This is a genomic window from Rhizobium sp. Leaf453, from assembly GCF_001425605.1.
In the GTDB taxonomy this organism is placed as follows: Bacteria; Pseudomonadota; Alphaproteobacteria; order Rhizobiales; family Rhizobiaceae; genus Pararhizobium.
The window spans coordinates 1-26,535 of the sequence record NZ_LMRG01000016.1 but is presented as its reverse complement, the minus strand read 5'-3'; the positions used below and the strand labels follow the sequence as shown (position 1 = coordinate 26,535).

Genomic DNA, 26,535 nt, shown 5'->3' with positions numbered 1-26,535 from the left:
ACCCGATGATCACCCATACGATGCCGCTCGACGACATCAACAAGGGCTTCGACCTCATGCACAAGGGCGAAAGCATCAGGGGGGTGGTCATCTATTGATTCCCCCAAAAATCGGCGTCGATTTCGGGCGTTCCAAGGCCTAAAAATCATGACAGCGCCGCACCTGCAAAGGGTGTGGGGATCATCCCGATCAAGGAGACCTGTTATGTTGAGACGTTGCCTGACTGCAGCAGTTTTGTTGGCCCTGACGCCGATGGCCGCGATGGCCGATCCGGTGGGGATTTATGACGTCGTCGGCACCAATCCCGACAATGGCGGCGAATACAAGGGAACCGCCGAGGTCAAGCGCACGGGTGACACCTACAGCGTCACCTGGTCCATCGGCGGCAGCGATTTTGTCGGCACCGGCCTTGGCGCGAAATTCGTCAGCGAAACGCGTTTCGAGACAGGCCTCGCGACACCGGATGACATCGCCATCTCCGTGGGCTACGTAGCAAACAACACGTTCGGTGTTGCGATGTATTTCGAGCAGCCGGACGGCCAATGGGAAGGCGTCTGGACCTATGGCGGCTCGACCAAGGCGACGACCGAAAAGTGGTTCCGGAAAAAATGACGATGCGAGGGATGGAATGACGGCAAGACACTATGGCTTCCCCGGCGTTGTCCTGACGCTTGCCCTTTCCGCTCCGGCATTCTCCACTCCGGCTCTGGCCGATCCCGTCGGCACCTACGACCTGGTTGGCATCAACCCGGACAATGGCGGAGAATATTCCGGCACTGTAACCGTCAGCCGCAATGGTGAGACCTACACTGTCGTCTGGACGATCGGCGGCGCCGAATCGACCGGCGTCGGGCTCGGGTCAAAGCGTGGCAGTTCCACCACGGGTGCGGCCTCGACCGAGGATGACACACTTGCCATCGGCTATGGCAATGGCGACGGTTTCGGGATCGCGACCTATGAATTGCAGCCGGACGGCTCGTGGAAGGGCTATTGGGCCTATAGCGGCGGGGAAAAGGTCTCTACCGAAACCTGGACACGCCCCGGCGGTGCAAAGACACGCTCGCTGGAACTGCCGGCGACGCCGACCAGCAATGCCATGAAGCCGATGAGCAATTCGGCAGCGCGGCCGTGACGGGAGCGGATCGCAACTGCCTCAAAAAACGATTGATCGGCTATCAGAAGAGCAATCAAGAAACGGCCTAATTGAATGATGGTGAGGAGATGTTCGTTATGGGAAATATCGTACTTGAAGCTATCAAATCGCTCGGCCCGATCTCAGCTAAGGATTTATCTTCCAAATTAGCGCTTGATGAAAAATCCGTCCGCGGACGAATTGACCGTCTGCGTGAGGCAGGCACAGTAATTTGGCACGATCCGGAACTCGGCGCTTTCTGGTTCAGAGACGACCAAGAACCGGGCACAGTCCCACATGAGCGTTGGAAACGCCGCTACACTGCGGAAAAGTAAATGATCTATGTCGATGCCGACGCTTGCCCGGTCAAGCCGGAGATCTTGAAGGTCGCCGAACGCCATGGCCTGCCCGTTGTGCTGGTCGCCAATTCGGGCCTGCGTCCGTCGCGCGATCCGATGGTGCGCAATGTCATTGTTTCCGCCGGCTTCGACGCGGCCGACAACTGGATCGCCGAGCGGGCACATGAGGGCGATATCGTCATCACCGCCGATGTCCCGCTCGCCGGGCGGTGCGTTGCCGCCGGTGCGCAGGTGACCGGACCGACCGGTCGCGTCTTCGACAAATCCAATATCGGCATGGCGACGGCCATGCGCGATCTCGGCGCTCATCTGCGCGAGACCGGCGAAAGCAAGGGCTATAACGCCGCCTTTTCGCCGCGCGACCGATCCGCCTTCCTGGAAACGCTCGACCGGCTCTGCCGCCGCGTCAAGCAGCGTTAGACGGGGAACCGGTACTGTCATGACCAGCCACGAGAGGATAAGCGCCCATCATCGCCACGCGCCGGTCTATGCCGCAGGCATCTGCGCGGTCGTGGTCCTGATCGTCAGTCTCCTGGTCAAGCCCGCATTGACCCTCAACCTGACGGCCGTGGTGTTCTTCTTCGTCTATCTGATCCTGATCGCCCGCCGCGTACCGCACCTGACGGGCGCCTATCTCAAGCGCAACGCGGCCGGCACCGACGAGCCTGCCATCATCATTTTCGCCGTGACGCTGATCGCCGTCGCGGTTTCGATCGTATCCCTGTTCATGGCGCTCAATGGCGGCGATGAAGAGACCAGCTTCGGCCTGCTTCTCGCCTTTGCGTCCGTCGCCCTGGGCTGGCTGACCATCCATACGATGGCGGCGATGCATTATGCGCATCGCTACTGGAGCCCGCAGATGGGACACGCCGAAGCGGACACGCACGGGCTCGATTTTCCCGGCACCAGCGAACCCGGCGGTTATGATTTTCTCTACTTCGCCTTCGTCATCGGTATGACGGCGCAAACGTCCGACATCGCCATCACCTCGACCGGCATGCGCAAGATCAACCTGCTGCATGCGATCGCATCCTTCTTCTTCAACACCGTTCTGGTGGCGGCCGCGGTCAATGCGGCCGTTTCGCTTGCCTGACGGTGCTATCCAGCTTCAAAGGAGTACAGCTTGAAAGTCCTTTCCCAGAACACCGCCTTTGGCGGCATGCAGGGCGTGTTTGCCCACGATTCCGCCGCCTGCAAGACGGAGATGACCTTTGCGGTCTTCGTCCCGCCACAGGCGATCACCACGCCCTGCCCGGTCGTCTGGTATCTGTCGGGCCTGACCTGTACGCACGCCAACGTCATGGAAAAGGGCGAATACCGCCGGATGGCGGCCGAACTCGGCCTGATCATCGTCTGCCCGGACACGAGCCCGCGCGGCAATGATGTTCCCGACGAACTGACCAACTGGCAGATGGGCAAGGGCGCCGGCTTCTACCTGGACGCCACCGAGGAGCCGTGGGCCGAACACTTCCAGATGTACACGTACATCACCGAGGAACTACCCGCCTTCATCGCCCAGCATTTCCGCGTCGATATGGCGCGACAGGGCATTTTCGGTCACTCCATGGGCGGACACGGCGCGATGACGATCGCGCTGAAGAATCCGGACCGTTTCAGGAGCTGCTCGGCCTTCGCGCCGATCGTCGAGCCGTCAACCGCCGACTGGTCGGTCGGCGCGTTCGAAAAATATCTCGGCGCCGACAAGACGACCTGGCGCCAATACGACGCCTGCGCCCTCGTCGAGGACGGTGCGCGTTTCCCGGAATTCCTGATCGATCAGGGCAAGGCGGACAGTTTTCTGGAAAAGGGCCTGCGGCCCTGGCTGTTCGAAGAGGCCGTCAAAGGAACTGGCATCGACGTGACGCTGCGCATGCACGAGCGCTATGATCATTCCTACTATTTCATCTCGACCTTTATGGACGATCACCTGAAATGGCATGCCGAGCGGCTCGGCTGAACATCAAGCTCTTGGAATGGTGGAAACCGCGTCGTGCATACGGCGCGGTTTTCGCTTATCTTAGGAAGCCGACTGGAAGCGCGGCGCGGCTGCCGGTTCGACAATGCGAATGCTCGATTCGCACTGGCCGTGGTGGCCTTCCATATCGACGATGACATGCCAGTGGCCATTTTGCGGAATGACGAGGCGGATCGGCGACTTGCGGGCAACGCCACCAACGAACTGATGCTTCATGGCCTGCTTGTAGAGCGTGAAATTGCTGTCGGACATCAGCCTGACATTGGCAACCACGGAAAGCGCGATCTCGATAGTGACCCCGGCGCGCTGTGCCTTGAGGTCGTAATGGGTAAAACTGATCTTGTGCTTTGTCATTCGTGGTCCGTTGAAGGATAGTCGTTCAATAGGCCTATATTAGCTGTCTGCTGTTAAGGAATCGTTGTTCATCCGGCCTGCCCGCGTTCAAAAACGGACGCCCGTTGTCCCAAAGTGGCCTTCGACTTTTCAGCGGGCGCCGTTTCGGCTATGCCCCTTCCATGATCCATATTCTTCTCGTTGCCGCCGGCGGTGCGCTCGGTTCCGTGCTCCGCTATCTCGTCGGGCTCTGGACCCTGCGCAGTTTCGGACCCTCCTTTCCCTGGGGCACGTTGACCGTCAACATCACGGGCTCCTTGCTCATCGGCGTGTTTGCCGAGGCGATCGCCCGCAAGTTCGGCGCTTCACCGGAGATGCGCGTGTTCCTGATCACCGGCATTCTCGGCGGCTACACGACCTTTTCCGCCTTCTCTCTGGACGCCATCACGCTGGTAGAACGCGGCCAAGCGGTCACGGCGGCAATTTATGTGGGCTCCAGCGTGGCTCTTTCGGCAATCGCCGTGGTCGCCGGGCTGGCTCTTATGCGCACAATGCTCTAAAGGGACGTTTTCAGAGCGCTGTGCGTCCTTCCGACCGGCCAGCTCTGTCATATCAGTTTGCGCACGGGTTTCCTGTCGGCACCATTGTCGAGGCGCGATGACAATTGGATGCGGGTAAAGCAAAATGGCAGGCATTGAACACAAGCAGGTCGAAACCGACGAAGCGGGCATGCGGCTCGATCGCTGGTTCAAGGTGCATTATCCGGGCCTGGGCTTCGGCGCGCTGCAGAAGCTCTTGCGCTCCGGCCAGGTCCGCGTCGATGGCGGACGGGTGAAATCCGATGCTCGCGTCCAGCCGGGCCAAGTCGTGCGCATCCCACCGATGGATGTGGACCCGAAGACCAAGACCGGCCCGATCGCCGGGCGCGACCTTCGCCATGCATCCGACCACGAGCTTCTGTCGCGCATGCTGCTGCATGAGGACGCCAAGGTGATCGTGCTCAACAAGCCGCCGGGCATCGCCGTTCAGGGCGGCTCCGGCATCAATCGCCATATCGACGACATGCTCGAGGCCTGGACCAGCCCCAAGGGCGAAAAGCCGCGCCTCGTCCACCGCCTCGACCGCGACACGTCGGGCGTCCTGGTGATCGCCCGCACGCGCGGTGCGGCGCAGAAGCTGACGGCAGCGTTTCGTGAACGCGACACGAAGAAGACCTATTGGGCATTGGTGAAGGGTGTGCCGCGCAAGCGCGAGGACAAGATCTCCACCTGGCTCGTCAAGGAACAGACCCCGGATGGTGACCGCATGCGCATCGCCAAGCATGGCGACGACGGCGCCGACCATGCGGTCTCCTACTATCGGATCATCGAGCAGGCCGGCCAGAACCTGACTTGGCTGGAAATGGAGCCCTATACCGGCCGTACCCACCAGCTGCGCGTGCATGCCGCCCATATCGGTCACCCGATCATCGGCGATCCAAAATATTTCGACGCCGAATACAACTGGGCCTTCCCGGGCGGTGTGCAGAACAAGCTGCATCTGCATGCCCGGCGCATCGACATCCCGCATCCAGACGGTGGCCGCCTGATCATCACAGCGCCGATGCCGCAGCATATGGTGCAGAGCTGGAACCTGATCGGATTCGACATGGACAGCGCTGAGGAAGCCGACGACTAAGTCCTTTCCTGGCAGGAGGTAATTTTGAACGCTTTCGGTTCGAACGAAATTCTGATGTGCGGGTTGCTCGGCGGCCTCATTGGATTTCTGATTTTTTCCAGCTATTGCCGAAGAAAAGGTTTGAAGACGCAAAGCGATATGCTGAAGGTGGGCATGGACAACACGGCTGCCGTCGAGCAGAACACCGCTGCCATGCGGGAGCACTCGGAGTTGCTGCGTGAATATCTGAAAATGCAGAAGCCTGAAGAAAAATGAAACTTGCCCTTTTCGATTGCGATGGAACGCTGGTCGACAGCGCTGGCCTGATCCATGCGGTGATGGCGCGCACGTTCGAGGATTTCGGGCTTGCACGCATCACGCTCGACGCCACCAAGAGCATTATCGGCCTGACGCTGGACATCGCCATTGCCCGGCTGATGCACCAGCCGCATGTCGACGATCGCGCGTTGGAAATGACAGCGCACTACAAGAAAATCTATGGCGGCATCCGTACCGAGATGGATTTCCGCGAGCCGCTTTTCCCGGGCATCGCCGAAATGATCGCGACCCTTTCGACGCGTGAGGAGCTGCTCTTGGGTGCCGTAACGGGAAAGTCGCGGCGCGGACTTGATCAGATCTGTGCAAGCCACGGTTATGAAAAAACATTCTTCGTTTCGAGGACGGCCGATGACTGCCCCTCGAAACCGCATCCGGCGATGGTGACGGAGTGTTGTTCGGAAGCGGGCACCGACGCGAAGGATACGGTTGTGATCGGCGATGCGATCTACGACATGCAGATGGCCAAGAGTGCCGGCGCATCGGCGATCGGCGTCGCGTGGGGCTATGCGTCTGTCTCCGATCTCATCGAGGCCGGGGCCGACCACATCGCCCGCACGCCGCAGGATATTCTGGATTGGATGGAGACGCATCATGGCTGACATTCGCGACGATCTGTCGAACGCGCTGAGTGACCCGGATCCGGTACGCCGGGCGCAGATCCAGATGCTGAAGCCGCTGCCGAAGCGCTTCTACAAGACTGTCAGCGTCGGCCCGGCCGAAAACGGCAACGGCCACACGATCCTGCTCGATGGACGCGCGGTCCGCACACCGGCGAAGCAACCTCTGATGGTGCCGACCGCAGCAGTCGCCGCCCTGCTCGCGGCCGAGTGGGATGCACAGAAGGAAGAGATCAATCCGGCGACCATGCCGATCACCCGACTGACCAATACGGCGATCGACGGCATTTCGAAGGACATCCGCGCAGTTTTCGACGACATCCTCAATTTCGCCGGAACCGATCTCCTGTGCTATCGCGCCAGCGAGCCCGAGGGCCTTGTCGCGCGGCAGGCGGAGTGCTGGGATCCGGTGATCACCTGGGCGGCAGACACGCTGGGCGCGCGGTTCATTCTCGCCGAAGGCATTGTCCATCAGACACAGCCGCGCGCCGCCATCAACGGCGTTGCCGAGGCCTTGCGCGCCTTTGCGACGCCGCTTGGCCTCGCCTGCCTGCACACGATCACTACGCTGACCGGCTCCGCCCTGCTCGCCATCGCCTTTGCCGAACAGCGGCTATCGGCCAAGGAGGCCTGGGCGCTGGCGCATGTCGATGAGGATTGGCAGATCGAGCATTGGGGCACGGACGACGAAGCCTTCCAGCGCCGCGAAAATCGCTGGAAGGAGATGCAGGCGGCAACGGCGACGCTCGACGCCCTGCGCTGATTCAACTGTCTCCCGAATGCACAAAAGACCGCGTCGTCACCGGCGCGGTCTTTTTTCTTTGAGAAAACGAAATTCAGGCTGTCAGCTTCAGACCGGCAATGCCGGCGATGATCAGCGCGATACAGCCGAGACGCACGGCCGTCGCCGGCTCGTGAAACAGGATGATGCCAAGGATCACGGTGCCGACGGTGCCGATGCCGGTCCAGATCGCGTAAGCAGTGCCAAGCGGCAGGGTGCGTACGGCAATTCCGAGCAAGACGACGCTGGCAACGATCGAAATGCCTGTCAGGATCGTCGGGAGCGGCTTGGTGAAGCCTTCGGTGTATTTCAGGCCGATCGCCCAACCCACTTCGAGAAGTCCCGCGAGAAACAGAATAATCCAGGCCATTTACAACTCCGTTTAAAGGAGCGAGGCCGTCCTCGCGGTTGTTCGGGTCAAACGATATTCGATCCCGTGCAGCCGTCTGCATTCCCCTCTATGCCATTGCCGCCCGCCTATGACAAGTGCCCGCTCCGCATGGCTGCCATGCCCGCCCTTGCCGCGCCCGCGCGCTCGAAACAAAATCGCCTGATCCAGCATGCGCGTCCGCTTTGGGCTTGTGTACGGGATTTCGAACAGGGAAGATGGTGCCGAAAACGGGAGAATTCCGCAATGTTCGATCACGTCTCGATTGGCGTCAAAGACCTCGACAGATCACTTCGCTTTTATGACGCGGCGCTCGCACCGCTTGGCTATGAGCGGCTTTCGAAGACGGATAAAGCCATAGGTTACGGATCAGACCGAATCAGCCTTTGGGTCACGCAGGTGGAAACGCCGGTACCGGCGGACAAGGGATCCGGCCTGCACTTCTGTTTTGTTGCACCGAATTCGAAAGCCGTCGATGCTTTCCATGCGGCCGGGCTTGCCCATGGCGGCGAGGATAACGGCCTGCCGGGACTGCGGCCGGAATACAGCCAGTTCTACTATGCCGGCTTCATCGTCGACCCCGACGGCTACCGTCTCGAGGCATTTTTCAAGCTGGACGAGTAAGCCGCCACCAGACGCGGCAAAGCTCACGGCTTCTGGCCGCGCTCGCGCTTGAGCCGCTGCCAGAACTCCAGGCGCTTCAATGTTTCGCGCTCGAAGCCGCGCTCCTGCGGCTTGTAGAACCGCGTGTCCTTGCTGCGCAGTTCTTCCGGGAAAAATTCCTGGCCGGAAAAGGCGTCGGGATAATCGTGATCGTATCTGTAGCCCTCGTGGTAACCGAGGTCCTTCATCAGCTTGGTCGGCGCATTGAGGATGTTTTTCGGCGGCGGGATCGAGCCGGTCTGCCGGGCCATTTCGAGCGCCGCGTCGAAGGATCGATAGCTGGCATTGGATTTCGGCGCGGTGGCGACATAAACGATCGCCTGGGCAATGAAGAGGCGGCCCTCCGGCCAGCCGATTCGCTCAAACGCGGTCCAGGCGGCGATGACTTGCGGCATGGCATTGGGATCGGCCATGCCGACATCTTCGCTGGCGGCACAGGCCAGACGCCGGAACAGCGTCGTCGGGTCCTCGCCGGCATCCACCATGCGCGCGCCCCAATAGAGTGCAGCATCGACATCGCTGCCGCGCAGGCTCTTGTGGAAGCAGCTCAGCAGATTGTAGTGGCCGTCCTGCGCCTTGTCGTAGACCGGCATGCGCTTCTGCAACGCCTTTGACAGGCGGGCAATATCGAGATCCTCGCTGTCGTTCAACGCCAGCACATCATCCGCCAGACCGACCAGATAGCGCCCGTCCCCATCCGCCATATTGATCAGCGACGCACGCGCGTCATCGGTCAACGGCAGTCGGCGCCCGATGAAGTTCTCGACGCGTGCCAGAAGTAGTTCCGACGATTCGGCATCGAACGGGTTGAGCGTGAAAACCTTCATCCGCGACAGAAGCGCCGCGACCAGGCTGAAGCTCGGATTTTCCGTCGTGGCGCCGATCAGGATGACCGTGCCGTTTTCGACATGCGGCAGCAGCGCATCCTGCGTGCTTCGGTTGAAGCGATGCAGTTCGTCGATGAACAGGATGGTCTGGCGGCCAATGGTGCGATTGCTCTTTGCCGTATCGAAGACCTTGCGCAGGTCGGCAATGCCGGACATGACGGCCGAGAGCTGGACAAATTCCATCTTGGCCGACTGCGCCACCAGCCGCGCGATCGTGGTCTTGCCGACGCCGGGCGGTCCCCAGAGGATGAAGGAGCCGACGCTGCCGCTCGCCACCATGCGGGCGATCGGACCGTTTTCGCCCAGCAGATGCTGCTGGCCGATCACCTCGTCCAACGATTCCGGGCGGAGCGTGTCGGCAAGCGGCCGATGCGTCGTTTCGTCGAACAGCGTTACCATCCGGTCCTCTGAACAAGCATGAACACGCGGCATGAAGACCCACCACGCGCAGCAAAGGCCCCATGCTTATGCTCTTCAATTCGGTCAGGCAAATCGTTCACCGGAAGAACTGGCGGATGCGCTGACCATCGCGCTCGATCTCGACCCGCCAGAAGGACGGGTCGTCTTTTGCGATCGTTTCCAGCGTAGCGGTCTTGTCTATCGGTTCGCCATTGACGGCAATGATGATGTCCTTTGGCTGGAAGCCGACACGGGCGGCGGGCGATCCGCGGTTGATCTCGGTGATGACGACACCCTGCGAAGAGGTCGGCATATGCAGTTCGTCCGCAAGGCGCGGCGAGAGATTGCCGACGACAGCGCCGGCGAAAGGATTGCGTCCCTCGATCAGGCGTTCGTCGCGCGGCGATGTTTCCGGCGCCTCGGCCAGCGTCAGTTCGAGATCGCGGGTCTTGCCGTTTTCGCTGACGGTCACCTTCGCCTGATGGCCGATGCCGACAGTGGTCAGGCGATAGCCCAGCGCGTCCGGATGCTCCACGGGGATACCGTTGACGGCGGTGATCACCTGCCCCGGCTTCATGCCGGCCTTTTCCGCCGGCCCGCCCTCGACCACCGAACTCACCAGCGCACCGCGTGCCCGGTCGAGTCCGAGCGCCTCAGCGACCTCCGATGTCACCGGTTCGAAACGGGCGCCGATAAACGGTCGTGTGAAGCTGCCATTGCCGCCTTCTGCAGCCGCGACAAAGACCTTCACGAGATTGGCCGGAATGGCAAAGCCAACGCCGTTCGAGCCGCCGCCGCGCGAAAAGATGGCGGTGTTGATGCCGATCAACTGGCCATTCATGTTGATCAGGCCACCACCGGAATTGCCGGGGTTGATCGCGGCATCAGTCTGGATGAAGAAGCCGAAATCGCCGGTGATGACTTGGTTACGCGCCAGCGCGGAAACGATGCCGCTTGTTACGGTCTGGCCGACGCCGAAGGGATTGCCGATCGCCAGAACGAGATCGCCGACCTCGACCGCATCGGAATCACCGAGCGGAACGGTATCGAACGGACCATCCGACTTGATCTTCAGAACAGCGAGATCCATCCGATCGTCCTTGAGGATGACCTTGCTTTCGAACTCGCGGCCATCGGCAAGCGCAACGCGGATGTCGTCGGCATCGGCGATGACGTGATTGTTGGTGACCACGATGCCGTTCTTGCCGACGATCACGCCGGAGCCAAGCGAAGACTGCTTCTGCGACCGGTTCGGCATCTGCTGGCCGAAGAACTGCTCAAAGAACGGATCATCCGCAAAGGGCGATCGCCTCTCGACGGTTTTCTCGGCATAGACGTTGACCACGGCATTCGCCGTTTGCTTGACCAACGGCGCGAAGGAGAGTTGCATTTCCGTGCGGCTCTGCGGCAATGTCTTCTGCGGCTGTTCCTGGGCCTGGGCGACGGTCGCGCCTGTATGGATGACGTCGATACTGTCGGCTTGTGTCGTACGGGCAAACCCGAAATGCACAACACCGGCAAGAAGTGCCAGCCCGGCCATGGTGGACAGGACGAGAGTACGGGGCGAACGGATCATGCGGGATACCTGCCGAAAGGAAATGTGGGAAACACAGATAGGATGTCAGGGATAGAAAGCAAAGACGGCGGAAACGTGAAAATGCACCGGCAGGTGTTCAAACGCAAAACAGCCGGGCTTTGGCCCGGCTGTCCTGAAAATTCCGAAGATCGGAACGATTAAGCGGCTTCGGCAGCTTCTGCTTCGGCAGCAACGCGGGCGATGTCCTTGGCGCCCTTTGCCGACGTGTCGCGGTCAACGAATTCGATGACGGCGAGAGCGGCGTTGTCGCCGTGACGGTAGCCGGCCTTCATGATGCGCAGGTAGCCGCCGTTGCGGGTGGCGTAACGCGAGGCAATGGCATCGAACAGCTTCGAAACGACGGCAACGTCGCGGATCTGCGAGATGGCCTGACGACGCGCGTGCAGGTCACCGCGCTTGCCGAGCGTGACGAGCTTCTCGACAATCGGACGGATTTCCTTTGCCTTCGGCAGGGTGGTGATGATCTGCTCATGTTCGATGAGCGAAGCAGCCATGTTGGCGAACATTGCCTTGCGGTGGCTGGCGGTTCTGTTCAGCTTGCGGCCGGCTTTTTGATGGCGCATTGCTATTCTCCTTCAATGCAGGTTCCCCTCAATCTTTCCGGGGCCTGCCGTTTCCTGGCACATACAGGTTCGAAACCTGCTGTTTGACGGGGAAAGGCAGAGGGTTAGACCTGCCTTTTTATGGGTTAATACTGGTCTTCGTAACGCTTGGCGAGATCTTCGATGTTCTCGGGCGGCCATGCCGGCACTTCCATGCCGAGGTGCAGGCCCATGGAAGCGAGAACTTCCTTGATTTCGTTCAGCGACTTGCGACCAAAGTTCGGAGTGCGAAGCATTTCGGCTTCGGTCTTCTGGATGAGATCGCCGATGTAAACGATGTTGTCGTTCTTCAGGCAGTTGGCCGAACGGACCGAGAGTTCCAGTTCGTCGACCTTCTTGAGCAGTGCCGGGTTGAACGCCAGTTCGGTGACGGCTTCTTCTTCGGCTTCCTTCTGCGGTTCGTCGAAGTTGACGAAAACGCCGAGCTGGTCCTGAAGGATGCGGGCCGCAAAAGCGACTGCATCTTCACCCGTTACCGAGCCATCGGTTTCGATCTGCATCGACAGCTTGTCGTAGTCGAGAACCTGGCCTTCGCGGGTGTTTTCCACCTTGTAGGACACTTTCTTGACCGGCGAGTAGAGGCTGTCGACCGGGATGAGGCCGATCGGTGCATCTTCCGAACGGTTGCGGTCAGCAGGAACGTAGCCCTTGCCGTTGTTGACGGTGAATTCCATGCGGATTTCAGCGCCCTCGTCGAGGGTGCAGATCACATGGTTCGGGTTGAGGATTTCGATATCGCCAACCGTCTGAATGTCACCGGCGGTTACAACGCCCGGACCCTGCTTGCGCACAACCATGCGCTTTGCGTCGTCGCCATCCATCTTGATGGCGATTTCCTTGATGTTGAGCACGATGTCCGTCACATCTTCCCGAACGCCCGGGATGGAGGAGAACTCGTGCAGGACGCCGTCGATCTGCACTGCGGTAACAGCAGCACCGCGTAGCGACGACAGAAGAACGCGGCGAAGCGCGTTGCCGAGGGTCAGGCCGAAGCCCCGTTCCAGCGGCTCGGCAACAAGGCTGACCTTGGTGCGGCCGGAGGACGAGAACTCCACCTTGTTCGGCTTGATCAGTTCCTGCCAGTTTTTCTGAATCATATGTTTTGCCTTCCGTTCGTTGCCACCATCCAATCGTGGCAACCGAGCCTTGAAGCGCCGGGAGAGGTCACCCCCTCACCGGCTTGATGAATGCGTAAAATTAAACGCGGCGCTTCTTGCGCGGGCGGCAGCCATTGTGCGGGATCGGGGTCACGTCACGGATCGAGGTGATCATGAAGCCGGCGGCCTGCAGGGCGCGCAGAGCCGATTCACGGCCGGAACCCGGACCGCAAACTTCGACTTCGAGCGTCTTCATGCCGTGTTCCTGGGCCTTCTTGGCAGCATCTTCAGCAGCCATCTGGGCTGCGAACGGGGTCGACTTGCGCGAGCCCTTGAAGCCCTTCGAACCAGCAGACGACCAGGCAATGGCGTTGCCCTGTGCATCGGTGATGGTGATCATCGTGTTGTTGAACGACGAGTTGACGTGCGCGACGCCCGTGGAAATGTTCTTCCGCTCGCGACGGCGAACGCGTGTGGCTTCCTTGGCCATGGTATACCTTTCGTTGATCTCTGCACCGCCGTAGCACCAGCGGCTCCACCGGGCGAAGGAAAAGATCCCTGCCCTGAATTTTCAGTCATGCGCAGCGGGCAAGCCCAACCTGCGCGGCGATATCGTCACTGCCGTAACACCAGCAGCTCCACCGGAGGGACGCGGAGAGCGCCCTTCCGAAACTACAAAAGAGGCCGGCGTCGAACGCCAGCCTCTGAATTTCCCAATTCAGGGAAATTACTTCTTCTTGCCGGCAATCGCCTTTGCCGGACCCTTGCGGGTGCGGGCATTGGTGTGCGTGCGCTGGCCGCGAACCGGCAGCGAGCGGCGATGACGCAGACCGCGGTAGCAGCCGAGGTCCATCAGACGCTTGATGTTCATCGAAGTCTCGCGACGCAGGTCGCCTTCAACCTGGTAGTCGCGGTCGATGGTTTCGCGGATTGCCAGAACTTCGGCATCCGTCAATTGGTGCACACGACGTTCAGCCGGAATACCGACCTTCTCGACGATTTCCTGTGCGAACTTCGCTCCGATCCCGTGAATGTAACGAAGCGCGATTACTACGCGCTTGCTCGTCGGGATGTTGACGCCAGCGATACGTGCCACGCCTGTTCTCCTTGCTTCCAGTTGCCGTCCGGCAATAGGTACTTCGTTATCCAGCCCTCGAAGGGACTGACCGTTAAGTTGATGTTCGGAACACGTCAAAAAGATCGCACCCGGACTTCGTCTCGAAATCCGCGCCGATCCCTGCATGTTGCGAGTTAGCGCGGTCTTTGAAGGAATCGACTGCAAAAGTCAACTCCCCAGCAGTCATTTTCAGGCGTCAGCGGAAACCGAAGCCAAGATTCTGTTGATTTCGGAGGTGACGGTATCGACCGGAGCCATTCCATCAATCGTCTTCAACTCGCCAGTCACAGAATAGTGCTGCGACAGCGGTGCCGTCTTTTCGCGATATTCGACAAGACGCTTCTTGAAAGCTTCCGGATTGTCGTCCGAGCGAACCTTGCCGCCAGCGGCAATGGTCTCTGCTACGCGATTCTCGATCCGGCGCACAAGCGCATCTTCATCGACTTTCAGTTCGATGACGGAATCGAGCCGCAAGCCCTTGCCTTCCAGCATCTTGCCGAGCGCAACCGCCTGTGGAACCGTACGCGGGTAGCCATCGAGGATGAAGCCCTTCGCACAGTCCGGAGAATCGATCCGGTCCGAAACGATCTCGTTGACAATTTCGTCCGACACCAGCTGGCCGGCGTCCATGACGGCCTTGGCGCGCTTGCCGACATCGGTTTCCGCCTGGACTGCCGCCCGGAGCATGTCACCGGTGGACAGTTGCGGAATACCGTACTTTTCCGTCAGCAGCTTGGCCTGTGTACCCTTGCCTGCTCCCGGCGGTCCCAAGAATATCAGTCTCATCGGCCCCTCTTCCCTCCACGCAGCTTCGACTTCTTGATCAACCCCTCATACTGCTGGGCAATCAGGTGACCCTGTATCTGTGCTACAGTATCAAGGGTGACGCTGACAACAATCAAAAGCGACGTACCACCAAGGTAGAACGGCACGCCGGTCTGCGCGATCATGACTTCAGGCAGAATGCAGACGAACGTGAGATAAATCGCACCGATGACGGTGATGCGGGTCAGGACGTAATCGATATATTCGGCGGTGCGTTCACCCGGACGAATGCCCAGGATGAAACCGCCATGCTTTTTCAGATTGTCGGCGGTATCCTTCGGATTGAACACGATCGCCGTATAGAAGAACGCGAAGAACACGATCATTACCGCCTGCAGCACCATGTAGAGCGGCTGGCCATGCCCCAAGGCCGCAATGATGGTGGTGACCCATCCGGGCGTAGAAGACGTGTTGGCAAAGCCTGCGATGGTCGCCGGCAGCAGCAGCAGCGAAGACGCGAAGATCGCCGGGATAACGCCGGAGGTGTTGAGCTTCAGCGGCAGGTGCGACGTATCGCCCTGGAACATCTTGTTGCCCACTTGGCGCTTCGGATACTGGATCAGAAGCCTTCTCTGGGCACGTTCCACGAAGACGATCAGCGCGATGACGGCAACGACCATGACGATGATCATCAGAATCAGCGGCGTCGACAGAGCGCCGGTGCGGCCGAGTTCGAGCGTGCTGGCCATGGCGGTCGGCAAATGCGCGACGATGCCGGCGAAAATGATCAGCGAAATACCGTTGCCGATACCGCGCGATGTGATCTGCTCACCGAGCCACATCAGGAACATCGTACCGCCGAGCAGCGAAATAACCGTGGAAATGCGGAAGAACCAGCCAGGGTCGACGACTAGGCCGTTGCCGCTCTCGAGGCCGACCGCAATGCCGTAGGCCTGCAGCGTGCCGAGCAGCACCGTGCCGTAACGCGTATACTGGTTGATGACCTTACGGCCCTGCTCGCCTTCCTTCTTCAACTGCTCAAGCGACGGAACCACGGAAGTCATCAGCTGAACAATGATGGAGGCGGAAATGTAAGGCATGATGCCGAGGGCGAAGATCGCCATGCGCTCGACAGCACCGCCGGAAAACATGTTGAAGAGACCCAGGATACCGCCGCTCTGGCCGGCAAAAGCCTGCGCGAATGCCTCGGGATTGAGGCCTGGCAGCGGGATATAGGTACCGAGTCGATAAACCAGAAGCGCGCCCAGGGTGAACCAGAGGCGGCGTTTCAAATCTTCCGCTTTAGCGAAAGTCGCAAAATTCAGGTTGGAGGCGAGCTGTTCCGCTGCAGAAGCCATGCAATACTCCGCGTAGCCAGTTCGGAACCCGCGGGATAACCCGGTCAGCTCCGGAAAAAGCTATCTTCTTTTTATGAAAACCGGCTTGGAAAAGACTGCATCCGCAATCATGCGCCTCGCCGTGGTTCCCGTTCAATGTTCCGCGCCGTATAAGCCGGCGCGTATTCCCGTGACGTCATATGGGCGCAAAACCGCCCGGTGTGAAGCAACCCGGGCGGTTCATGAGCAACAATTTATTCAGCAGCGCCCGAAAGCAGCTTGATCGAACCGCCAGCCTTCTCGATCTTTTCGATCGCGGCCTTGGATGCGCCGGCAACTTCTACCGTTACCTTTGCCTTCAGTTCACCGTCAGCGAGAACGCGAACGCCGTCCTTGGCGCGGCGGATAACGCCGGCAGCCGTCAGGGCAGCAGCATCGATGGCGCTCGAAGCGTCGAGCTTCTTGGCATCGATGGCGGTCTGGATACGGCCGAGCGACACGACAACAAAGTCCGAACGGAAGATGTTGTTGAAGCCGCGCTTCGGCAGACGACGGTAGATGGGCATCTGGCCGCCTTCGAAGCCGTTGATGGCAACGCCCGAACGAGCCTTCTGACCCTTGACACCACGGCCACCGGTCTTGCCCGAGCCCGAGCCGATACCACGGCCGAGGCGCTTGCGGTTCTTGGTGGAACCTTCGTTGTCCTTGATTTCATTCAGTTTCATGATGGTATCCCCCTCACTTCTCGTCGACGACGCGAACGAGGTGCTGGACGGCACGGATCATGCCACGAACGGAAGGTGTATCTTCCAGAACGCTAACCCGGTGCATCTTGTTGAGGCCGAGACCGATCAGCGTCTGACGCTGAATGGCAGGCCGGCGAATGGGGCTTCCGATCTGCTCGACCGAAACCGTCTTCTTTGCAACTTCTTTCTTAGCCATTGTTCAGGCTCCCTTATTCTTCGGAAGCGACGCCGGCGGACGCACGACGGGCCTGGAGCGTGGCATATTTCAGGCCGCGCTGTGCCGCGACATCCTTCGGATGCGCCTGATTCTTCAGAGCGTCGAACGTGGCGCGAATCATGTTGTACGGGTTCGACGAACCGGTCGACTTTGCAACAACGTCGTGCATGCCGAGCGTTTCGAAGACAGCGCGCATCGGACCACCGGCGATGATACCGGTACCGGCCTTGGCGGAGCGGAGCAGAACCTTGCCTGCGCCGTGACGGCCATGGACGTCGTGATGAAGCGTGCGGCCCGAACGCAGCGGAACGAAGATCAGTTCGCGCTTGGCGGCTTCGGTGGCCTTGCGGATGGCTTCCGGCACTTCACGTGCCTTGCCATGGCCGAAGCCAACGCGGCCCTTCTGGTCGCCGACGACGACGAGAGCAGCAAAGCCGAAACGACGGCCGCCCTTCACGACTTTTGCGACGCGGTTGATGGCGACGAGCTTATCGACGAATTCGCTGTCGCGCTCCTCGCGGTTCTGGCGATCTTCGCGAGAACCTCTTTTTTCCTGTGCCATTGTCCTTTTCCTTTTTCTTTTCCGGGTGCAATCGGCAGATTGACAAAAGTCGCTTCGGTTTCATTGAACCGAAGCGACCGGGTAGTATCCGTGCAACTTGTTCAAGTCCAGACACGAATGCCTGGAAAATTGCATCAGAAGTTCAGGCCACCCTCGCGGGCTGCCTCGGCGAGCGCCTTGACGCGGCCGTGATAGATGAAGGCGCCGCGATCAAAGACAACGTCCTTGATGCCAGCCTTCGAGGCGCGCTCTGCAAGGAGCTTGCCAACAGCAGCGGCTGCTGCCGTGTCAGCGCCCGTCTTGAGCGACGAACGCAGATCGGTGTCGAGGGTCGAGGCAGACGCGAGCGTCTTGCCAGCGACATCATCGATAACCTGTGCGTAGATGTTCTTGGAAGAACGATGAACGGACAGGCGCAGACGGCCATTGGCCACTGCCTTGACTTGACGGCGCACGCGAGCGGCGCGACGCACAAGTACATCTTTTCTTGTAGCCATTTCGCGTGATCCTTACTTCTTCTTGCCTTCTTTGCGGACGATCCGCTCGCCGGCATACTTGACACCCTTGCCCTTGTAGGGCTCGGGGCCACGGTATTCGCGGATTTCCGCGGCAACCTGGCCGACCTGCTGCTTGTTGATGCCGGTGACGACGATTTCCGTCGGCTTGGGCACAGCAATCGTGATGCCTTCAGGAGTCTGATAGACCACGTCGTGGCTGAAACCGAGAGCCAACTGCAGGTTCTTGCCCTGAAGCGACGCACGATAACCGACGCCGTTGATTTCGAGCTTCTTTTCGTAGCCGTCCTTGACGCCCTTGAAGATGTTCTCGATCATCGTGCGGGACATGCCCCACTTCGAGCGAGCATCCTTCGACTGGCTGACCGGAGCAACGGCAACAGCGTTGTTTTCCAGCGTTACGAGAACTTCGTCGTTAGCAACGAAGAAGAGTTCGCCCTTCGGGCCCTTTGCAGTCACCGTCTGGCCATTAACCGTGGCCGTGACGCCTGCCGGAACCGGAACGGGCTTCTTACCGATACGAGACATTGTTGTACCCTGTCTGTCCGTTATGGAGATCCTTGCGCCGTATTAGAATACGGAGCAAAGAACCTCGCCGCCTACGTTCTGTTCGCGTGCCTGGTGATCAGCCATCACACCCTTCGGAGTCGAAAGGATGGTGATGCCGAGACCGTTCGCGACCTGCGGAATGGACTTGACCGAGACATAAACCCGGCGGCCCGGCTTCGATACACGGCCGATCTCGCGGATGACCGATGCACCTTCATAGTATTTCAGTTCGATGTTCAGCTCGGCCTTGCCGTTGCCGAATTCAGTTTCCGAGTAACCGCGGATGTAGCCTTCAGCCTGAAGGACGTCCAGAACGCGTGCGCGCAGCTTCGAAGCCGGAGTGGAAACACTCGACTTGCGGCGTGCTGCACCGTTACGGATACGGGTGAGCATATCGCCCAGCGGATCTGTCATTGCCATGTGTCCGTCTCCTTACCAGCTCGACTTAACAATGCCCGGCACCTTGCCGAAATTGCCAAGTTCACGAAGCGCAATACGCGACATCTTGAGTTTGCGATAATATGCGCGCGGGCGACCGGTCACTTCGCAACGGTTGCGAATGCGGGTCTTGGAACCGTCACGCGGCAGGCTCGCCAACTTCAGAGTCGCCTTGAAGCGCTCTTCGATCGGAAGGGACTGGTTCATGATGATTGCCTTCAGGGCTGCCCGCTTGGAGGCATCCTGGGCAACCGACTTACGGCGGCGATTGTTCTTTTCAATTGCGCTCGTCTTCGCCATTCAACTTATCCTTCTGCTTGTCGTTACGGCTTACTGGCGAAACGGGAAGTTGAACTCTGTGAGCAGAGCGCGCGCTTCGTCGTCGTTCGTTGCCGTCGTGCAAACGATGATGTCCATGCCCCACATCTGATCAACCTTGTCGTAGTTGATCTCCGGGAACACAATGTGTTCCTTGATGCCCATGGCGAAGTTGCCACGGCCGTCAAAGCTTTTCGCATTCAGGCCGCGGAAATCTCGAACGCGCGGCAGCGCGATGTTGATCAGGCGATCCAGGAATTCATACATGCGAACGCCGCGCAGGGTAACCTTTGCGCCGATCGGCATGCCTTCGCGCAGCTTGAAGCCGGCGATGGAGTTGCGGGCACGGGTGATGACCGGCTTCTGGCCAGCGATGGCAGCGAGATCGGCTGCCGCAACGCTCGGCTTCTTCGAATCAGCGGTCGATTCGCCAACGCCCATGTTGATGACGATCTTGTCGAGGCGCGGGATCTGCATGACGTTTGCGTAGGAGAACTTCTCCTGCATCGCCTTGCTGATACGCTCAACGTATTCCGTCTTCAGACGGGGCTCGTACTTCTTGGTGTCAGCCATCGATCGACACTCCCGAACGCTTCGAAACGCGAACCTTCTTGTCACCTTCGATCTTGAAACCAACGCGGGTCGGCTTGCCGTCCTGCGGGTCAACGATCGCGATGTTCGACAGATGGATCGATGCTTCCTTGTTGATGATGCCGGCTTCCTGACTCTGGGTCTGGCGCTGGTGACGCTTCACCATGTTCACGCCACGCACTACAGCCCGATCTTCCTTAGGCAGAACCTGGAGAACTTCTCCGGAGCGGCCTTTGTCCTTGCCGGTCAATACGACGACCTTGTCGCCCTTGCGAATCTTTTGCATCTCTATCGCTCCTTACAGCACTTCTGGAGCCAGCGAGATGATCTTCATGTGGTTCTTGGCGCGGAGTTCGCGCGGAACCGGTCCGAAGATACGGGTGCCGATCGGCTCTTTCTTGTTGTCGATAAGAACAGCTGCGTTGTTATCGAACCGGATGACGCTGCCGTCCGGACGACGGATGTCCTTGGCGGTGCGAACGACAACCGCCTTCATCACATCACCCTTCTTGACGCGGCCGCGCGGAATAGCTTCCTTGATCGAAACGACGATAATGTCGCCGACCGAAGCGTATTTGCGCTTGGAGCCGCCCAGCACCTTGATGCACATGACACGACGTGCGCCGGAATTATCCGCCACGTCGAGGTTTGTTTGCATCTGAATCATGTCAGGTCGCCTTCTTGTTGTGACCGGACCGGTTGGGCCAACCTCTCAGACGGAGGGCCCCCTGTTCCAGCTTGTAAATTTCTGTTCTCGCGCGGGATCGATCGTTGCCAGGGTGGTTTCCGAAAACGGACCTTCCGTGCGCTCAAAGCAAAAGAACGCTCGTAGCCGAGCGTCCTTGCGCTGCTTCATACAGATTTTCTCGCCAGACGCAAGGGCCTGACGAGAAAGTCTTAAGAATTAAGACTGGGCGGAAACGACCGTCCAGGTCTTGTCCTTGGAGATCGGCGCGCATTCCTCGATGGAAACCTGATCGCCGACCTTGTACTGGTTGTTCTCGTCATGCGCCTTGTACTTCTTGGACCGACGAACGGTCTTCTGGAAGATCGGGTGCGCGAAGCGACGCTCGACACGGACCACAACGGTCTTGTCGTTCTTGTCGCTGACGACTGTGCCCTGCAGAATGCGTTTTGGCATATTGTTCTGGTCCTTAGGCCTTGGCTTCTGCCGCCTTCTGGCGGGCAATGGTTTTGACGCGCGCAATGTCCTTGCGGACTTCGTTGATGCGCGACGACTTTTCGAGCTGGCCGGTGGCCTTCTGGAAGCGCAGGTTGAACTGCTCCTTCTTCAGCTTGGCAAGCTCTTCGTTGAGCTGGTCGGCGCTGAGCGCGCGAACGGTATCGGCTTTCATGGGCTTTACTCCTTACTCTGCAATGCGCTGTACGAAGCGCGTCTTGACAGAGAGTTTCGCAGCACCAAGGCGAAGTGCCTCGCGGGCAAGTTCTTCGCTGACGCCGTCGATTTCAAACATCATTCGGCCGGGCTTGACCTTTGCTGCCCAGTATTCGACCGAACCCTTACCTTTACCCATGCGGACTTCGGTCGGCTTTGCCGTGACCGGTACGTCTGGGAATACGCGGATCCATACACGACCCGCACGCTTCATGTGACGGGTGATCGCGCGGCGGGCCGCTTCGATTTCACGAGCGTTCACACGGTTCGGCTCCTGAGACTTCAGGCCGAATTCACCGAAAGCCAGGTCGGAACCGCCCTTGGCGACGCCCTTGATGCGTCCCTTGAACTGCTTGCGGTACTTAGTACGCTTTGGCTGCAACATTTTTTTACTTCTCCGATATTAGCTGCCAGGAACGACTGTTACGCGTTTTCGCGACGACGGTTGTTGCTGCTCGGACCCTGGGCATCAGCCTCGGACGAACGACGCTCGGAAGCCATCGGATCGTGCTCGAGAATTTCGCCCTTGAAGATCCAGACCTTGATGCCGCAGATACCGAAAGCGGTCTGGGCTTCAGCCACACCGTAGTCGATGTCCGCACGCAGCGTGTGCAACGGCACGCGACCTTCGCGGTACCATTCCGTACGCGCGATTTCAGCACCGCCGAGACGGCCGCCGCAGGTGATCTTGATGCCTTCGGCGCCAAGACGCATGGCCGACTGAACGGCACGCTTCATGGCACGACGGAAAGCCACGCGGCGTTCCAGCTGCTGGGCGATCGACTGGGCGACGAGTGTCGAGTCGACTTCCGGCTTACGAACTTCAACGATGTTGAGGTGCGTTTCCGACTTGGTCATTTCGGCGATCTTCTTGCGCAGCTTTTCGATGTCTGCGCCCTTCTTGCCGATGATGAGGCCCGGGCGGGCCGAGTGGATCGTGACGCGGCACTTCTTGTGCGGACGCTCGATGACCACCTTGGCAATGCCGGCCTGCTTCAGTTCTTCCATAACGAAAGCACGGATCTTCAGGTCTTCGTGAAGAAGCTGACCGTATTCTGCGTTATCGGCGAACCAGCGGCTGTCCCAGGTACGGTTGATGCCGAGGCGGAAGCCGATTGGATTGATCTTCTGACCCATTATGCGGCCTCCCCTTTAGCTTCGACTTCGCGAACAACGATCGTCAGGTGCGCGAAAGGCTTTTCGATACGCGATGCACGGCCACGGCCACGAGCGTGGAAACGCTTCATGACGATGGACTTGCCGACGTAAGCCTCGGCAACGACGAGCGAGTCGACGTCGAGATCATGGTTGTTTTCCGCGTTGGCGATTGCGGATTCCAGCGTCTTCTTGACGGTGTCCGAAATGCGCTTGCGCGAAAATTCGAGTTCAGCCAGAGCCCGGTCGACCTTCTTGCCGCGGATCATCGCGGCAACCAGGTTGAGCTTCTGGGGGCTGACGCGGATCGTGCGCGCAACTGCCTGCGCTTCATTATCCTTCAGCCGGCGTTCGGCTTTTGCCTTGCCCATAATTACTTCCTCTTTGCCTTCTTGTCCGCACCGTGACCGTAATAGGTCCGGGTCGGAGAGAATTCACCGAACTTGTGACCGACCATGTCTTCGTTGACACTGACCGGCACATGCTTGCTGCCGTTGTAGACGCCGAACGTGAGACCGACGAACTGCGGCAGGATGGTGGAGCGACGGCTCCACATCTTGATCACTTCGTTGCGACCGCCTTCACGAACCTTCTCAGCCTTCTTGAGAAGATAGCCGTCAACAAACGGACCTTTCCATACTGAACGAGCCATTGGAGACTTCCTCTCTTACTTCTTACGCTGATGACGCGAGCGCATGATGAACTTGTCGGTCGACTTGTTCGAGCGCGTGCGCTTGCCCTTGGTGGGCTTGCCCCAGGGCGATACCGGATGACGGCCACCCGAGGTGCGGCCTTCACCACCGCCGTGCGGATGGTCAACAGGGTTCATGACGACGCCGCGAACGTGCGGACGCTTGCCACGCCATACCGAACGACCGGCCTTGCCGTCGTTGATGTTGCCGTGGTCGGGGTTCGAAACCGCACCGATCGTGCCGAGGCAAGAGCCATGCACGAGGCGCTGTTCGCCCGAGTTCAGGCGAAGGATCGCCATACCCTGGTCGCGGCCAACGAGCTGGACGTAGGCGCCAGCCGAACGAGCGATCTGACCACCCTTGCCCGGCTTCATCTCCACATTGTGGATGATCGAGCCAACCGGCATGTACTGCAGGGGCATGGTGTTGCCCGGCTTGACGTCGACAGCCTTTTCCGAAGCGATGACCTTGTCGCCGGCAGCGAGGCGCTGCGGAGCGAGGATGTAGGCCTGTTCGCCATCGGCGTAGTTGATCAGCGCGATGAACGCGGTGCGGTTCGGATCGTATTCGATACGCTCGACCGTACCCTCAACGTCGAACTTGCGACGCTTGAAGTCGACCAGGCGGTAGGACCGCTTGTGACCGCCGCCCTGGAAGCGAACGGTGATGCGACCGGTGTTGTTACGACCGCCCTTGGAGGTCAGACCTTCGGTCAGAGCCTTGACCGGCTTGCCCTTCCAGAGGCCGGACCGGTCGACGATGACCAGCTGGCGCTGGCTCGGGGTCGTCGGATTGAAACTTTTCAATGCCATTGTTCTATTCCTCAGAGTCCGGTGGAGACGTCGATGGTCTGACCGTCAGCAAGCGTGACGATAGCCTTCTTGACGTCCTTCTGCCGGCCCGCGAAACCGCGGAAGCGCTTCAGCTTGCCCTTGCGGACCAGCGTGTTCACAGCAGTGACCTTGACGCCGAACAGCGCTTCGATCGCAGCCTTGATTTCCGGCTTCGACGCGCCCTTGGCGACGTTGAAGATGATCTGGTTCTGTTCAGAAACCAGCGTCGACTTTTCGGTGATCGAGGGAGCCAGGATCACATCGTAGTGGCGAAGGTCAGTCATTTGAACCGCTCCTCGAGAGCTTCAACTGCGGCCTTGGACAAGACCAGCTTGCCGCGACGCAGAATATCGTAAACATTGATGCCCTGAACCGGCAGAACGTCCACATTCGGGATGTTCTGGGCTGCGAGCTTGAAGTTGCTGTCGAGCTCGGCGCCGCCGATGAACAGCACGTTGGTCAGGCCGAGCGTCGCGAACGCGCCGGTCAGCACCTTCGTCTTGGCTTCGGCAGCAACCAAGCTGTCAACGATGATCAGCTCTTCGGCGCGCAGCTTGGCCGACAGCGCATGGCGCAGGCCGAGAGCACGAACCTTCTTCGGCAGGTCATGGGCGTGGCTGCGAACAACCGGGCCGTGAGCCTTGCCACCGCCGCGGAACTGCGGAGCGCGAGCCGAATGGTGACGAGCGCGGCCCGTACCCTTCTGCTTGAACATTTTGGCGCCGGTGCGTGCGACTTCTGCACGACCCTTGGCCTTATGCGTACCCTGCTGCTTCTTGGCGAGCTGCCAGCGAACGACGCGGGCAATGATATCTTCGCGCGGCTCAAGGCCGAAAATCGCGTCGGACAGCGAAACCGTACCGGCTTCCTTGCCCTCGAGTGTGGTGACGTTGAGATCCATGATCTGGCCCCCTTACTTGGCTGCGCGCACGGCGGCAGGACGCGGAGCGTCAGCCGGAGTGCCGGACTTGATGGCGTCGCGAACGACGATCCATGCGCCCTTGGAGCCGGGTACGGCGCCCTTGACGAGGATCAGGCCGCGGTCTTCATCGGTGGAGACCACTTCGAGGTTCTGGGTGGTGATGCGCGTCTGGCCCATGTGACCAGCCATGCGCTTGCCCTTCCAGACCTTACCCGGATCCTGGTTGTTACCCGTCGAACCATGCGAACGATGCGATACGGAAACGCCGTGCGTTGCACGCAGACCGCCGAAGTTGTGACGCTTCATGGCACCCGCGAAACCCTTACCGACCGAGGTACCGGTCACGTCGACCAGCTGGCCGGCGATGAAGTGGTTTGCGGTGAGCTCGGCGCCGATCTCGATCAGGTTGTCCGACGAAACGCGGAACTCGACGACCTTTGCCTTCGGCTCGACGCTTGCGGCAGCAAACTGACCGCGCAACGGCTTGCTCGTATTCTTGACCTTCGACTGGCCGGCACCCAGCTGTACTGCGGTGTAGCCGTTCTTGTCTTCCGTGCGGTGGGCAACTACCTGGCAGTTCTCCAGCCGCAATACTGTAACCGGGACATGCTCACCAGCGTCGTTATAGACGCGGGTCATCCCAACTTTCTGTGCAATCACACCTGAACGCATTGGTTCATTCCTCTTGAGAGTTAGCTCCGGGGCAAGCCCCTCGGCACCTCTGGTTTAAGGTTTCCCTCGAGATCATCCGATCGGAAGGGTCGCCCGTTTTTGGAAGCCGTTGGACCGAAGTCCACGTACCTTCCTTGTTCTTAAAGCTTGATTTCGACGTCTACGCCGGCAGCGAGGTCGAGCTTCATCAGCGCGTCAACGGTCTGCGGAGTCGGGTCAACGATGTCGAGGAGGCGCTTGTGGGTGCGCATCTCGAACTGTTCACGGCTCTTCTTGTCCACGTGGGGCGAACGGTTGACCGTAAACTTTTCAATGCGCGTGGGAAGCGGCACCGGACCACGAACCGAAGCGCCTGTGCGCTTGGCCGTCGAAACGATTTCCCGCGTGGAGGCATCAAGAATCCGGTGATCAAACGCCTTGAGGCGGATACGGATATTCTGGCCGTTCATTCGAGTTATCCTTATTGTTTGTTACGCGAACGCCCCAATCGAGGCATTTCGTCATTCGTTTCCGGGTGCTGATGCTTCAAAGAGCCCAAAGAGCAAATCGCTCTCTGTCCGTTTCTGCAATTCGACCCGCCACATATACGGAATCGGCGTCCGATACAATGACCGAACGCCTACGGAAGCACGATTTTTTTCGCGCTCCCGCCAATTCGAGAGGCATACGGGAAAACCGCATGCTTCGACCAAAAAATGATCGGGAAACGGCACCTATGGCGTGCCGTTTCCAACCGTCGGCCAAGACCGACGAAACCGTTCGTCGAGATTACCCGACGAGCGAAGTATTACTCGACGATGCTTGCGACGATGCCGGCGCCGACGGTGCGGCCGCCTTCGCGGATCGCGAAGCGCAGCTTTTCTTCCATCGCGATCGGAACGATCA

43 protein-coding genes and 1 pseudogene are annotated in these 26,535 nt (G+C 59.5%); 12 read left to right on the top strand and 32 right to left on the bottom strand.

Translation table 11 applies throughout. From position 1 onward, the window contains the following. Positions 1 to 204: 204 nt before the first annotated feature. The 6 genes from ASG68_RS17905 (at position 205) to fghA (ending at position 3,448) form a co-directional block, all read left to right on the top strand. Positions 205 to 612, top strand: a complete 408-nt coding sequence (locus ASG68_RS17905) for a hypothetical protein (protein ID WP_062582520.1) — start codon at positions 205 to 207, stop codon at positions 610 to 612. Positions 613 to 628: 16 nt separating this feature from the next. Further along, positions 629 to 1,132: a hypothetical protein gene (locus ASG68_RS17900; protein WP_244484274.1), complete on the top strand. Its 504-nt coding sequence runs from the start codon at positions 629 to 631 to the stop codon at positions 1,130 to 1,132. Between the two features lie 98 nt (positions 1,133 to 1,230). After that, on the top strand, positions 1,231 to 1,467 hold the full coding sequence (locus tag ASG68_RS17895; RefSeq protein ID WP_062603599.1) for an HTH domain-containing protein: 237 nt from the start codon (positions 1,231 to 1,233) through the stop codon (positions 1,465 to 1,467). Further along, the gene (locus ASG68_RS17890; RefSeq protein WP_062582516.1) at positions 1,468 to 1,911 is read left to right on the top strand and encodes a YaiI/YqxD family protein; all 444 of its coding nucleotides are present in this window, start codon (positions 1,468 to 1,470) and stop codon (positions 1,909 to 1,911) included. 19 nt (positions 1,912 to 1,930) lie between these two features. Next, positions 1,931 to 2,584 (top strand): DUF1345 domain-containing protein, encoded by a 654-nt coding sequence (locus ASG68_RS17885; RefSeq protein WP_062582514.1) that lies wholly within the window; start codon positions 1,931 to 1,933, stop codon positions 2,582 to 2,584. 30 nt (positions 2,585 to 2,614) lie between these two features. After that, complete coding sequence (gene fghA, locus ASG68_RS17880; RefSeq protein WP_062582512.1) at positions 2,615 to 3,448, top strand: S-formylglutathione hydrolase; 834 nt, start codon at positions 2,615 to 2,617, stop codon at positions 3,446 to 3,448. Positions 3,449 to 3,508: 60 nt separating this feature from the next. On the opposite strand, the gene ASG68_RS17875 is transcribed toward fghA, so the two are convergent. Beyond that, positions 3,509 to 3,820, bottom strand: a complete 312-nt coding sequence (locus tag ASG68_RS17875) for a DUF1883 domain-containing protein (protein ID WP_062582509.1) — start codon at positions 3,818 to 3,820, stop codon at positions 3,509 to 3,511. A gap of 161 nt (positions 3,821 to 3,981) precedes the next feature. Between ASG68_RS17875 and crcB the strand changes: the two genes are divergently transcribed. The 5 genes from crcB (at position 3,982) to ASG68_RS17850 (ending at position 7,174) form a co-directional block, all read left to right on the top strand. Next, complete coding sequence (gene crcB / locus ASG68_RS17870; RefSeq protein WP_062582524.1) at positions 3,982 to 4,359, top strand: fluoride efflux transporter CrcB; 378 nt, start codon at positions 3,982 to 3,984, stop codon at positions 4,357 to 4,359. Between the two features lie 124 nt (positions 4,360 to 4,483). After that, positions 4,484 to 5,476 (top strand): RluA family pseudouridine synthase, encoded by a 993-nt coding sequence (locus tag ASG68_RS17865; protein ID WP_062582507.1) that lies wholly within the window; start codon positions 4,484 to 4,486, stop codon positions 5,474 to 5,476. 24 nt (positions 5,477 to 5,500) lie between these two features. Continuing rightward, entirely contained in the window at positions 5,501 to 5,731 is a 231-nt protein-coding gene (locus tag ASG68_RS17860) for a hypothetical protein (protein ID WP_062582505.1), read from the top strand. Next, positions 5,728 to 6,393 (top strand): HAD-IA family hydrolase, encoded by a 666-nt coding sequence (locus ASG68_RS17855; RefSeq protein ID WP_062582503.1) that lies wholly within the window; start codon positions 5,728 to 5,730, stop codon positions 6,391 to 6,393. Before ASG68_RS17860 ends, ASG68_RS17855 begins: the two co-directional genes overlap by 4 nt. Then, positions 6,386 to 7,174 (top strand): ATP12 family chaperone protein, encoded by a 789-nt coding sequence (locus tag ASG68_RS17850; RefSeq protein ID WP_062582501.1) that lies wholly within the window; start codon positions 6,386 to 6,388, stop codon positions 7,172 to 7,174. The genes ASG68_RS17855 and ASG68_RS17850 overlap by 8 nt, the downstream gene beginning before the upstream one ends. 73 nt (positions 7,175 to 7,247) lie before the next feature. Here the strand turns inward: ASG68_RS17850 and ASG68_RS17845 are convergent, their stop codons facing one another. Beyond that, positions 7,248 to 7,562 carry a DMT family transporter gene (locus ASG68_RS17845; RefSeq protein ID WP_062582499.1) on the bottom strand — a complete coding sequence of 105 codons (315 nt, stop codon included), beginning with the start codon at positions 7,560 to 7,562 and terminating at the stop codon, positions 7,248 to 7,250. Between the two features lie 264 nt (positions 7,563 to 7,826). Between ASG68_RS17845 and ASG68_RS17840 the strand changes: the two genes are divergently transcribed. Continuing rightward, positions 7,827 to 8,204, top strand: a complete 378-nt coding sequence (locus tag ASG68_RS17840) for a VOC family protein (RefSeq protein ID WP_062582497.1) — start codon at positions 7,827 to 7,829, stop codon at positions 8,202 to 8,204. Positions 8,205 to 8,227: 23 nt separating this feature from the next. Here the strand turns inward: ASG68_RS17840 and ASG68_RS17835 are convergent, their stop codons facing one another. The 30 genes and pseudogenes from ASG68_RS17835 to ASG68_RS30770 form a co-directional block, all read right to left on the bottom strand. Further along, positions 8,228 to 9,529: a replication-associated recombination protein A gene (locus ASG68_RS17835; RefSeq protein WP_062582495.1), complete on the bottom strand. Its 1,302-nt coding sequence runs from the start codon at positions 9,527 to 9,529 to the stop codon at positions 8,228 to 8,230. Between the two features lie 97 nt (positions 9,530 to 9,626). Beyond that, the gene (locus ASG68_RS17830) at positions 9,627 to 10,919 is read right to left on the bottom strand and encodes a DegQ family serine endoprotease (protein ID WP_244484275.1); all 1,293 of its coding nucleotides are present in this window, start codon (positions 10,917 to 10,919) and stop codon (positions 9,627 to 9,629) included. A 344-nt stretch (positions 10,920 to 11,263) separates the two neighbouring features. After that, on the bottom strand, positions 11,264 to 11,689 hold the full coding sequence (gene rplQ / locus ASG68_RS17825; RefSeq protein WP_062582493.1) for a 50S ribosomal protein L17: 426 nt from the start codon (positions 11,687 to 11,689) through the stop codon (positions 11,264 to 11,266). Positions 11,690 to 11,814: 125 nt separating this feature from the next. Next, positions 11,815 to 12,825: a DNA-directed RNA polymerase subunit alpha gene (locus tag ASG68_RS17820; protein WP_037100639.1), complete on the bottom strand. Its 1,011-nt coding sequence runs from the start codon at positions 12,823 to 12,825 to the stop codon at positions 11,815 to 11,817. 100 nt (positions 12,826 to 12,925) lie between these two features. Beyond that, the gene (gene rpsK / locus ASG68_RS17815; RefSeq protein ID WP_018328263.1) at positions 12,926 to 13,315 is read right to left on the bottom strand and encodes a 30S ribosomal protein S11; all 390 of its coding nucleotides are present in this window, start codon (positions 13,313 to 13,315) and stop codon (positions 12,926 to 12,928) included. A gap of 237 nt (positions 13,316 to 13,552) precedes the next feature. After that, positions 13,553 to 13,921 carry a 30S ribosomal protein S13 gene (gene rpsM, locus ASG68_RS17810; RefSeq protein ID WP_037169481.1) on the bottom strand — a complete coding sequence of 123 codons (369 nt, stop codon included), beginning with the start codon at positions 13,919 to 13,921 and terminating at the stop codon, positions 13,553 to 13,555. 210 nt (positions 13,922 to 14,131) lie between these two features. Further along, positions 14,132 to 14,728 carry an adenylate kinase gene (locus tag ASG68_RS17805; RefSeq protein WP_062582491.1) on the bottom strand — a complete coding sequence of 199 codons (597 nt, stop codon included), beginning with the start codon at positions 14,726 to 14,728 and terminating at the stop codon, positions 14,132 to 14,134. Further along, on the bottom strand, positions 14,725 to 16,065 hold the full coding sequence (gene secY / locus ASG68_RS17800; protein WP_062582490.1) for a preprotein translocase subunit SecY: 1,341 nt from the start codon (positions 16,063 to 16,065) through the stop codon (positions 14,725 to 14,727). Before secY ends, ASG68_RS17805 begins: the two co-directional genes overlap by 4 nt. A 233-nt stretch (positions 16,066 to 16,298) precedes the next feature. Further along, positions 16,299 to 16,769, bottom strand: a complete 471-nt coding sequence (gene rplO / locus ASG68_RS17795; RefSeq protein ID WP_062582488.1) for a 50S ribosomal protein L15 — start codon at positions 16,767 to 16,769, stop codon at positions 16,299 to 16,301. A gap of 13 nt (positions 16,770 to 16,782) precedes the next feature. Then, the gene (rpmD, locus tag ASG68_RS17790; protein WP_062582486.1) at positions 16,783 to 16,986 is read right to left on the bottom strand and encodes a 50S ribosomal protein L30; all 204 of its coding nucleotides are present in this window, start codon (positions 16,984 to 16,986) and stop codon (positions 16,783 to 16,785) included. 13 nt (positions 16,987 to 16,999) lie between these two features. Beyond that, the gene (gene rpsE / locus ASG68_RS17785; RefSeq protein ID WP_062582484.1) at positions 17,000 to 17,569 is read right to left on the bottom strand and encodes a 30S ribosomal protein S5; all 570 of its coding nucleotides are present in this window, start codon (positions 17,567 to 17,569) and stop codon (positions 17,000 to 17,002) included. 134 nt (positions 17,570 to 17,703) lie between these two features. Next, positions 17,704 to 18,066: a 50S ribosomal protein L18 gene (gene rplR / locus ASG68_RS17780; protein ID WP_062582482.1), complete on the bottom strand. Its 363-nt coding sequence runs from the start codon at positions 18,064 to 18,066 to the stop codon at positions 17,704 to 17,706. 12 nt (positions 18,067 to 18,078) lie between these two features. Beyond that, a complete protein-coding gene (gene rplF, locus ASG68_RS17775) occupies positions 18,079 to 18,612 on the bottom strand; it encodes a 50S ribosomal protein L6 (protein ID WP_062582480.1) in 534 nt (177 codons plus the stop codon). 42 nt (positions 18,613 to 18,654) lie between these two features. After that, entirely contained in the window at positions 18,655 to 19,053 is a 399-nt protein-coding gene (gene rpsH, locus ASG68_RS17770) for a 30S ribosomal protein S8 (protein WP_037169466.1), read from the bottom strand. A gap of 12 nt (positions 19,054 to 19,065) precedes the next feature. Continuing rightward, complete coding sequence (gene rpsN / locus ASG68_RS17765; RefSeq protein ID WP_062582478.1) at positions 19,066 to 19,371, bottom strand: 30S ribosomal protein S14; 306 nt, start codon at positions 19,369 to 19,371, stop codon at positions 19,066 to 19,068. A 30-nt stretch (positions 19,372 to 19,401) separates the two neighbouring features. After that, positions 19,402 to 19,962, bottom strand: coding sequence for a 50S ribosomal protein L5 (rplE, locus tag ASG68_RS17760; RefSeq protein WP_062582476.1), 561 nt, complete (start codon positions 19,960 to 19,962; stop codon positions 19,402 to 19,404). Further along, positions 19,955 to 20,266, bottom strand: a complete 312-nt coding sequence (rplX, locus tag ASG68_RS17755; RefSeq protein ID WP_062582474.1) for a 50S ribosomal protein L24 — start codon at positions 20,264 to 20,266, stop codon at positions 19,955 to 19,957. Before rplX ends, rplE begins: the two co-directional genes overlap by 8 nt. Before the next feature lie 12 nt (positions 20,267 to 20,278). Then, entirely contained in the window at positions 20,279 to 20,647 is a 369-nt protein-coding gene (rplN, locus tag ASG68_RS17750) for a 50S ribosomal protein L14 (protein WP_018328276.1), read from the bottom strand. A 237-nt stretch (positions 20,648 to 20,884) separates the two neighbouring features. Then, entirely contained in the window at positions 20,885 to 21,121 is a 237-nt protein-coding gene (rpsQ, locus tag ASG68_RS17745) for a 30S ribosomal protein S17 (RefSeq protein ID WP_062582472.1), read from the bottom strand. Positions 21,122 to 21,134: 13 nt separating this feature from the next. Further along, the gene (gene rpmC / locus ASG68_RS17740; RefSeq protein ID WP_037100598.1) at positions 21,135 to 21,335 is read right to left on the bottom strand and encodes a 50S ribosomal protein L29; all 201 of its coding nucleotides are present in this window, start codon (positions 21,333 to 21,335) and stop codon (positions 21,135 to 21,137) included. 12 nt (positions 21,336 to 21,347) lie between these two features. Further along, entirely contained in the window at positions 21,348 to 21,761 is a 414-nt protein-coding gene (gene rplP / locus ASG68_RS17735; protein WP_062582470.1) for a 50S ribosomal protein L16, read from the bottom strand. Between the two features lie 38 nt (positions 21,762 to 21,799). Then, positions 21,800 to 22,513 carry a 30S ribosomal protein S3 gene (gene rpsC / locus ASG68_RS17730; protein ID WP_062582468.1) on the bottom strand — a complete coding sequence of 238 codons (714 nt, stop codon included), beginning with the start codon at positions 22,511 to 22,513 and terminating at the stop codon, positions 21,800 to 21,802. Further along, a complete protein-coding gene (rplV, locus tag ASG68_RS17725) occupies positions 22,513 to 22,902 on the bottom strand; it encodes a 50S ribosomal protein L22 (RefSeq protein WP_056335750.1) in 390 nt (129 codons plus the stop codon). Before rplV ends, rpsC begins: the two co-directional genes overlap by 1 nt. A gap of 2 nt (positions 22,903 to 22,904) precedes the next feature. Then, the gene (gene rpsS / locus ASG68_RS17720; protein ID WP_056335754.1) at positions 22,905 to 23,183 is read right to left on the bottom strand and encodes a 30S ribosomal protein S19; all 279 of its coding nucleotides are present in this window, start codon (positions 23,181 to 23,183) and stop codon (positions 22,905 to 22,907) included. A 15-nt stretch (positions 23,184 to 23,198) separates the two neighbouring features. Further along, entirely contained in the window at positions 23,199 to 24,035 is an 837-nt protein-coding gene (gene rplB, locus ASG68_RS17715; protein WP_062582466.1) for a 50S ribosomal protein L2, read from the bottom strand. A gap of 11 nt (positions 24,036 to 24,046) precedes the next feature. Further along, positions 24,047 to 24,340, bottom strand: a complete 294-nt coding sequence (locus tag ASG68_RS17710) for a 50S ribosomal protein L23 (RefSeq protein WP_037100585.1) — start codon at positions 24,338 to 24,340, stop codon at positions 24,047 to 24,049. Beyond that, the gene (rplD, locus tag ASG68_RS17705; protein ID WP_062582463.1) at positions 24,337 to 24,957 is read right to left on the bottom strand and encodes a 50S ribosomal protein L4; all 621 of its coding nucleotides are present in this window, start codon (positions 24,955 to 24,957) and stop codon (positions 24,337 to 24,339) included. The genes ASG68_RS17710 and rplD overlap by 4 nt, the downstream gene beginning before the upstream one ends. A gap of 12 nt (positions 24,958 to 24,969) precedes the next feature. Next, on the bottom strand, positions 24,970 to 25,650 hold the full coding sequence (gene rplC, locus ASG68_RS17700; RefSeq protein ID WP_062582461.1) for a 50S ribosomal protein L3: 681 nt from the start codon (positions 25,648 to 25,650) through the stop codon (positions 24,970 to 24,972). Between the two features lie 140 nt (positions 25,651 to 25,790). Next, the gene (rpsJ, locus tag ASG68_RS17695) at positions 25,791 to 26,099 is read right to left on the bottom strand and encodes a 30S ribosomal protein S10 (protein WP_003507767.1); all 309 of its coding nucleotides are present in this window, start codon (positions 26,097 to 26,099) and stop codon (positions 25,791 to 25,793) included. Positions 26,100 to 26,437: 338 nt separating this feature from the next. After that, positions 26,438 to 26,535 (bottom strand): annotated as a pseudogene (locus ASG68_RS30770) (elongation factor Tu); the annotation flags it as partial.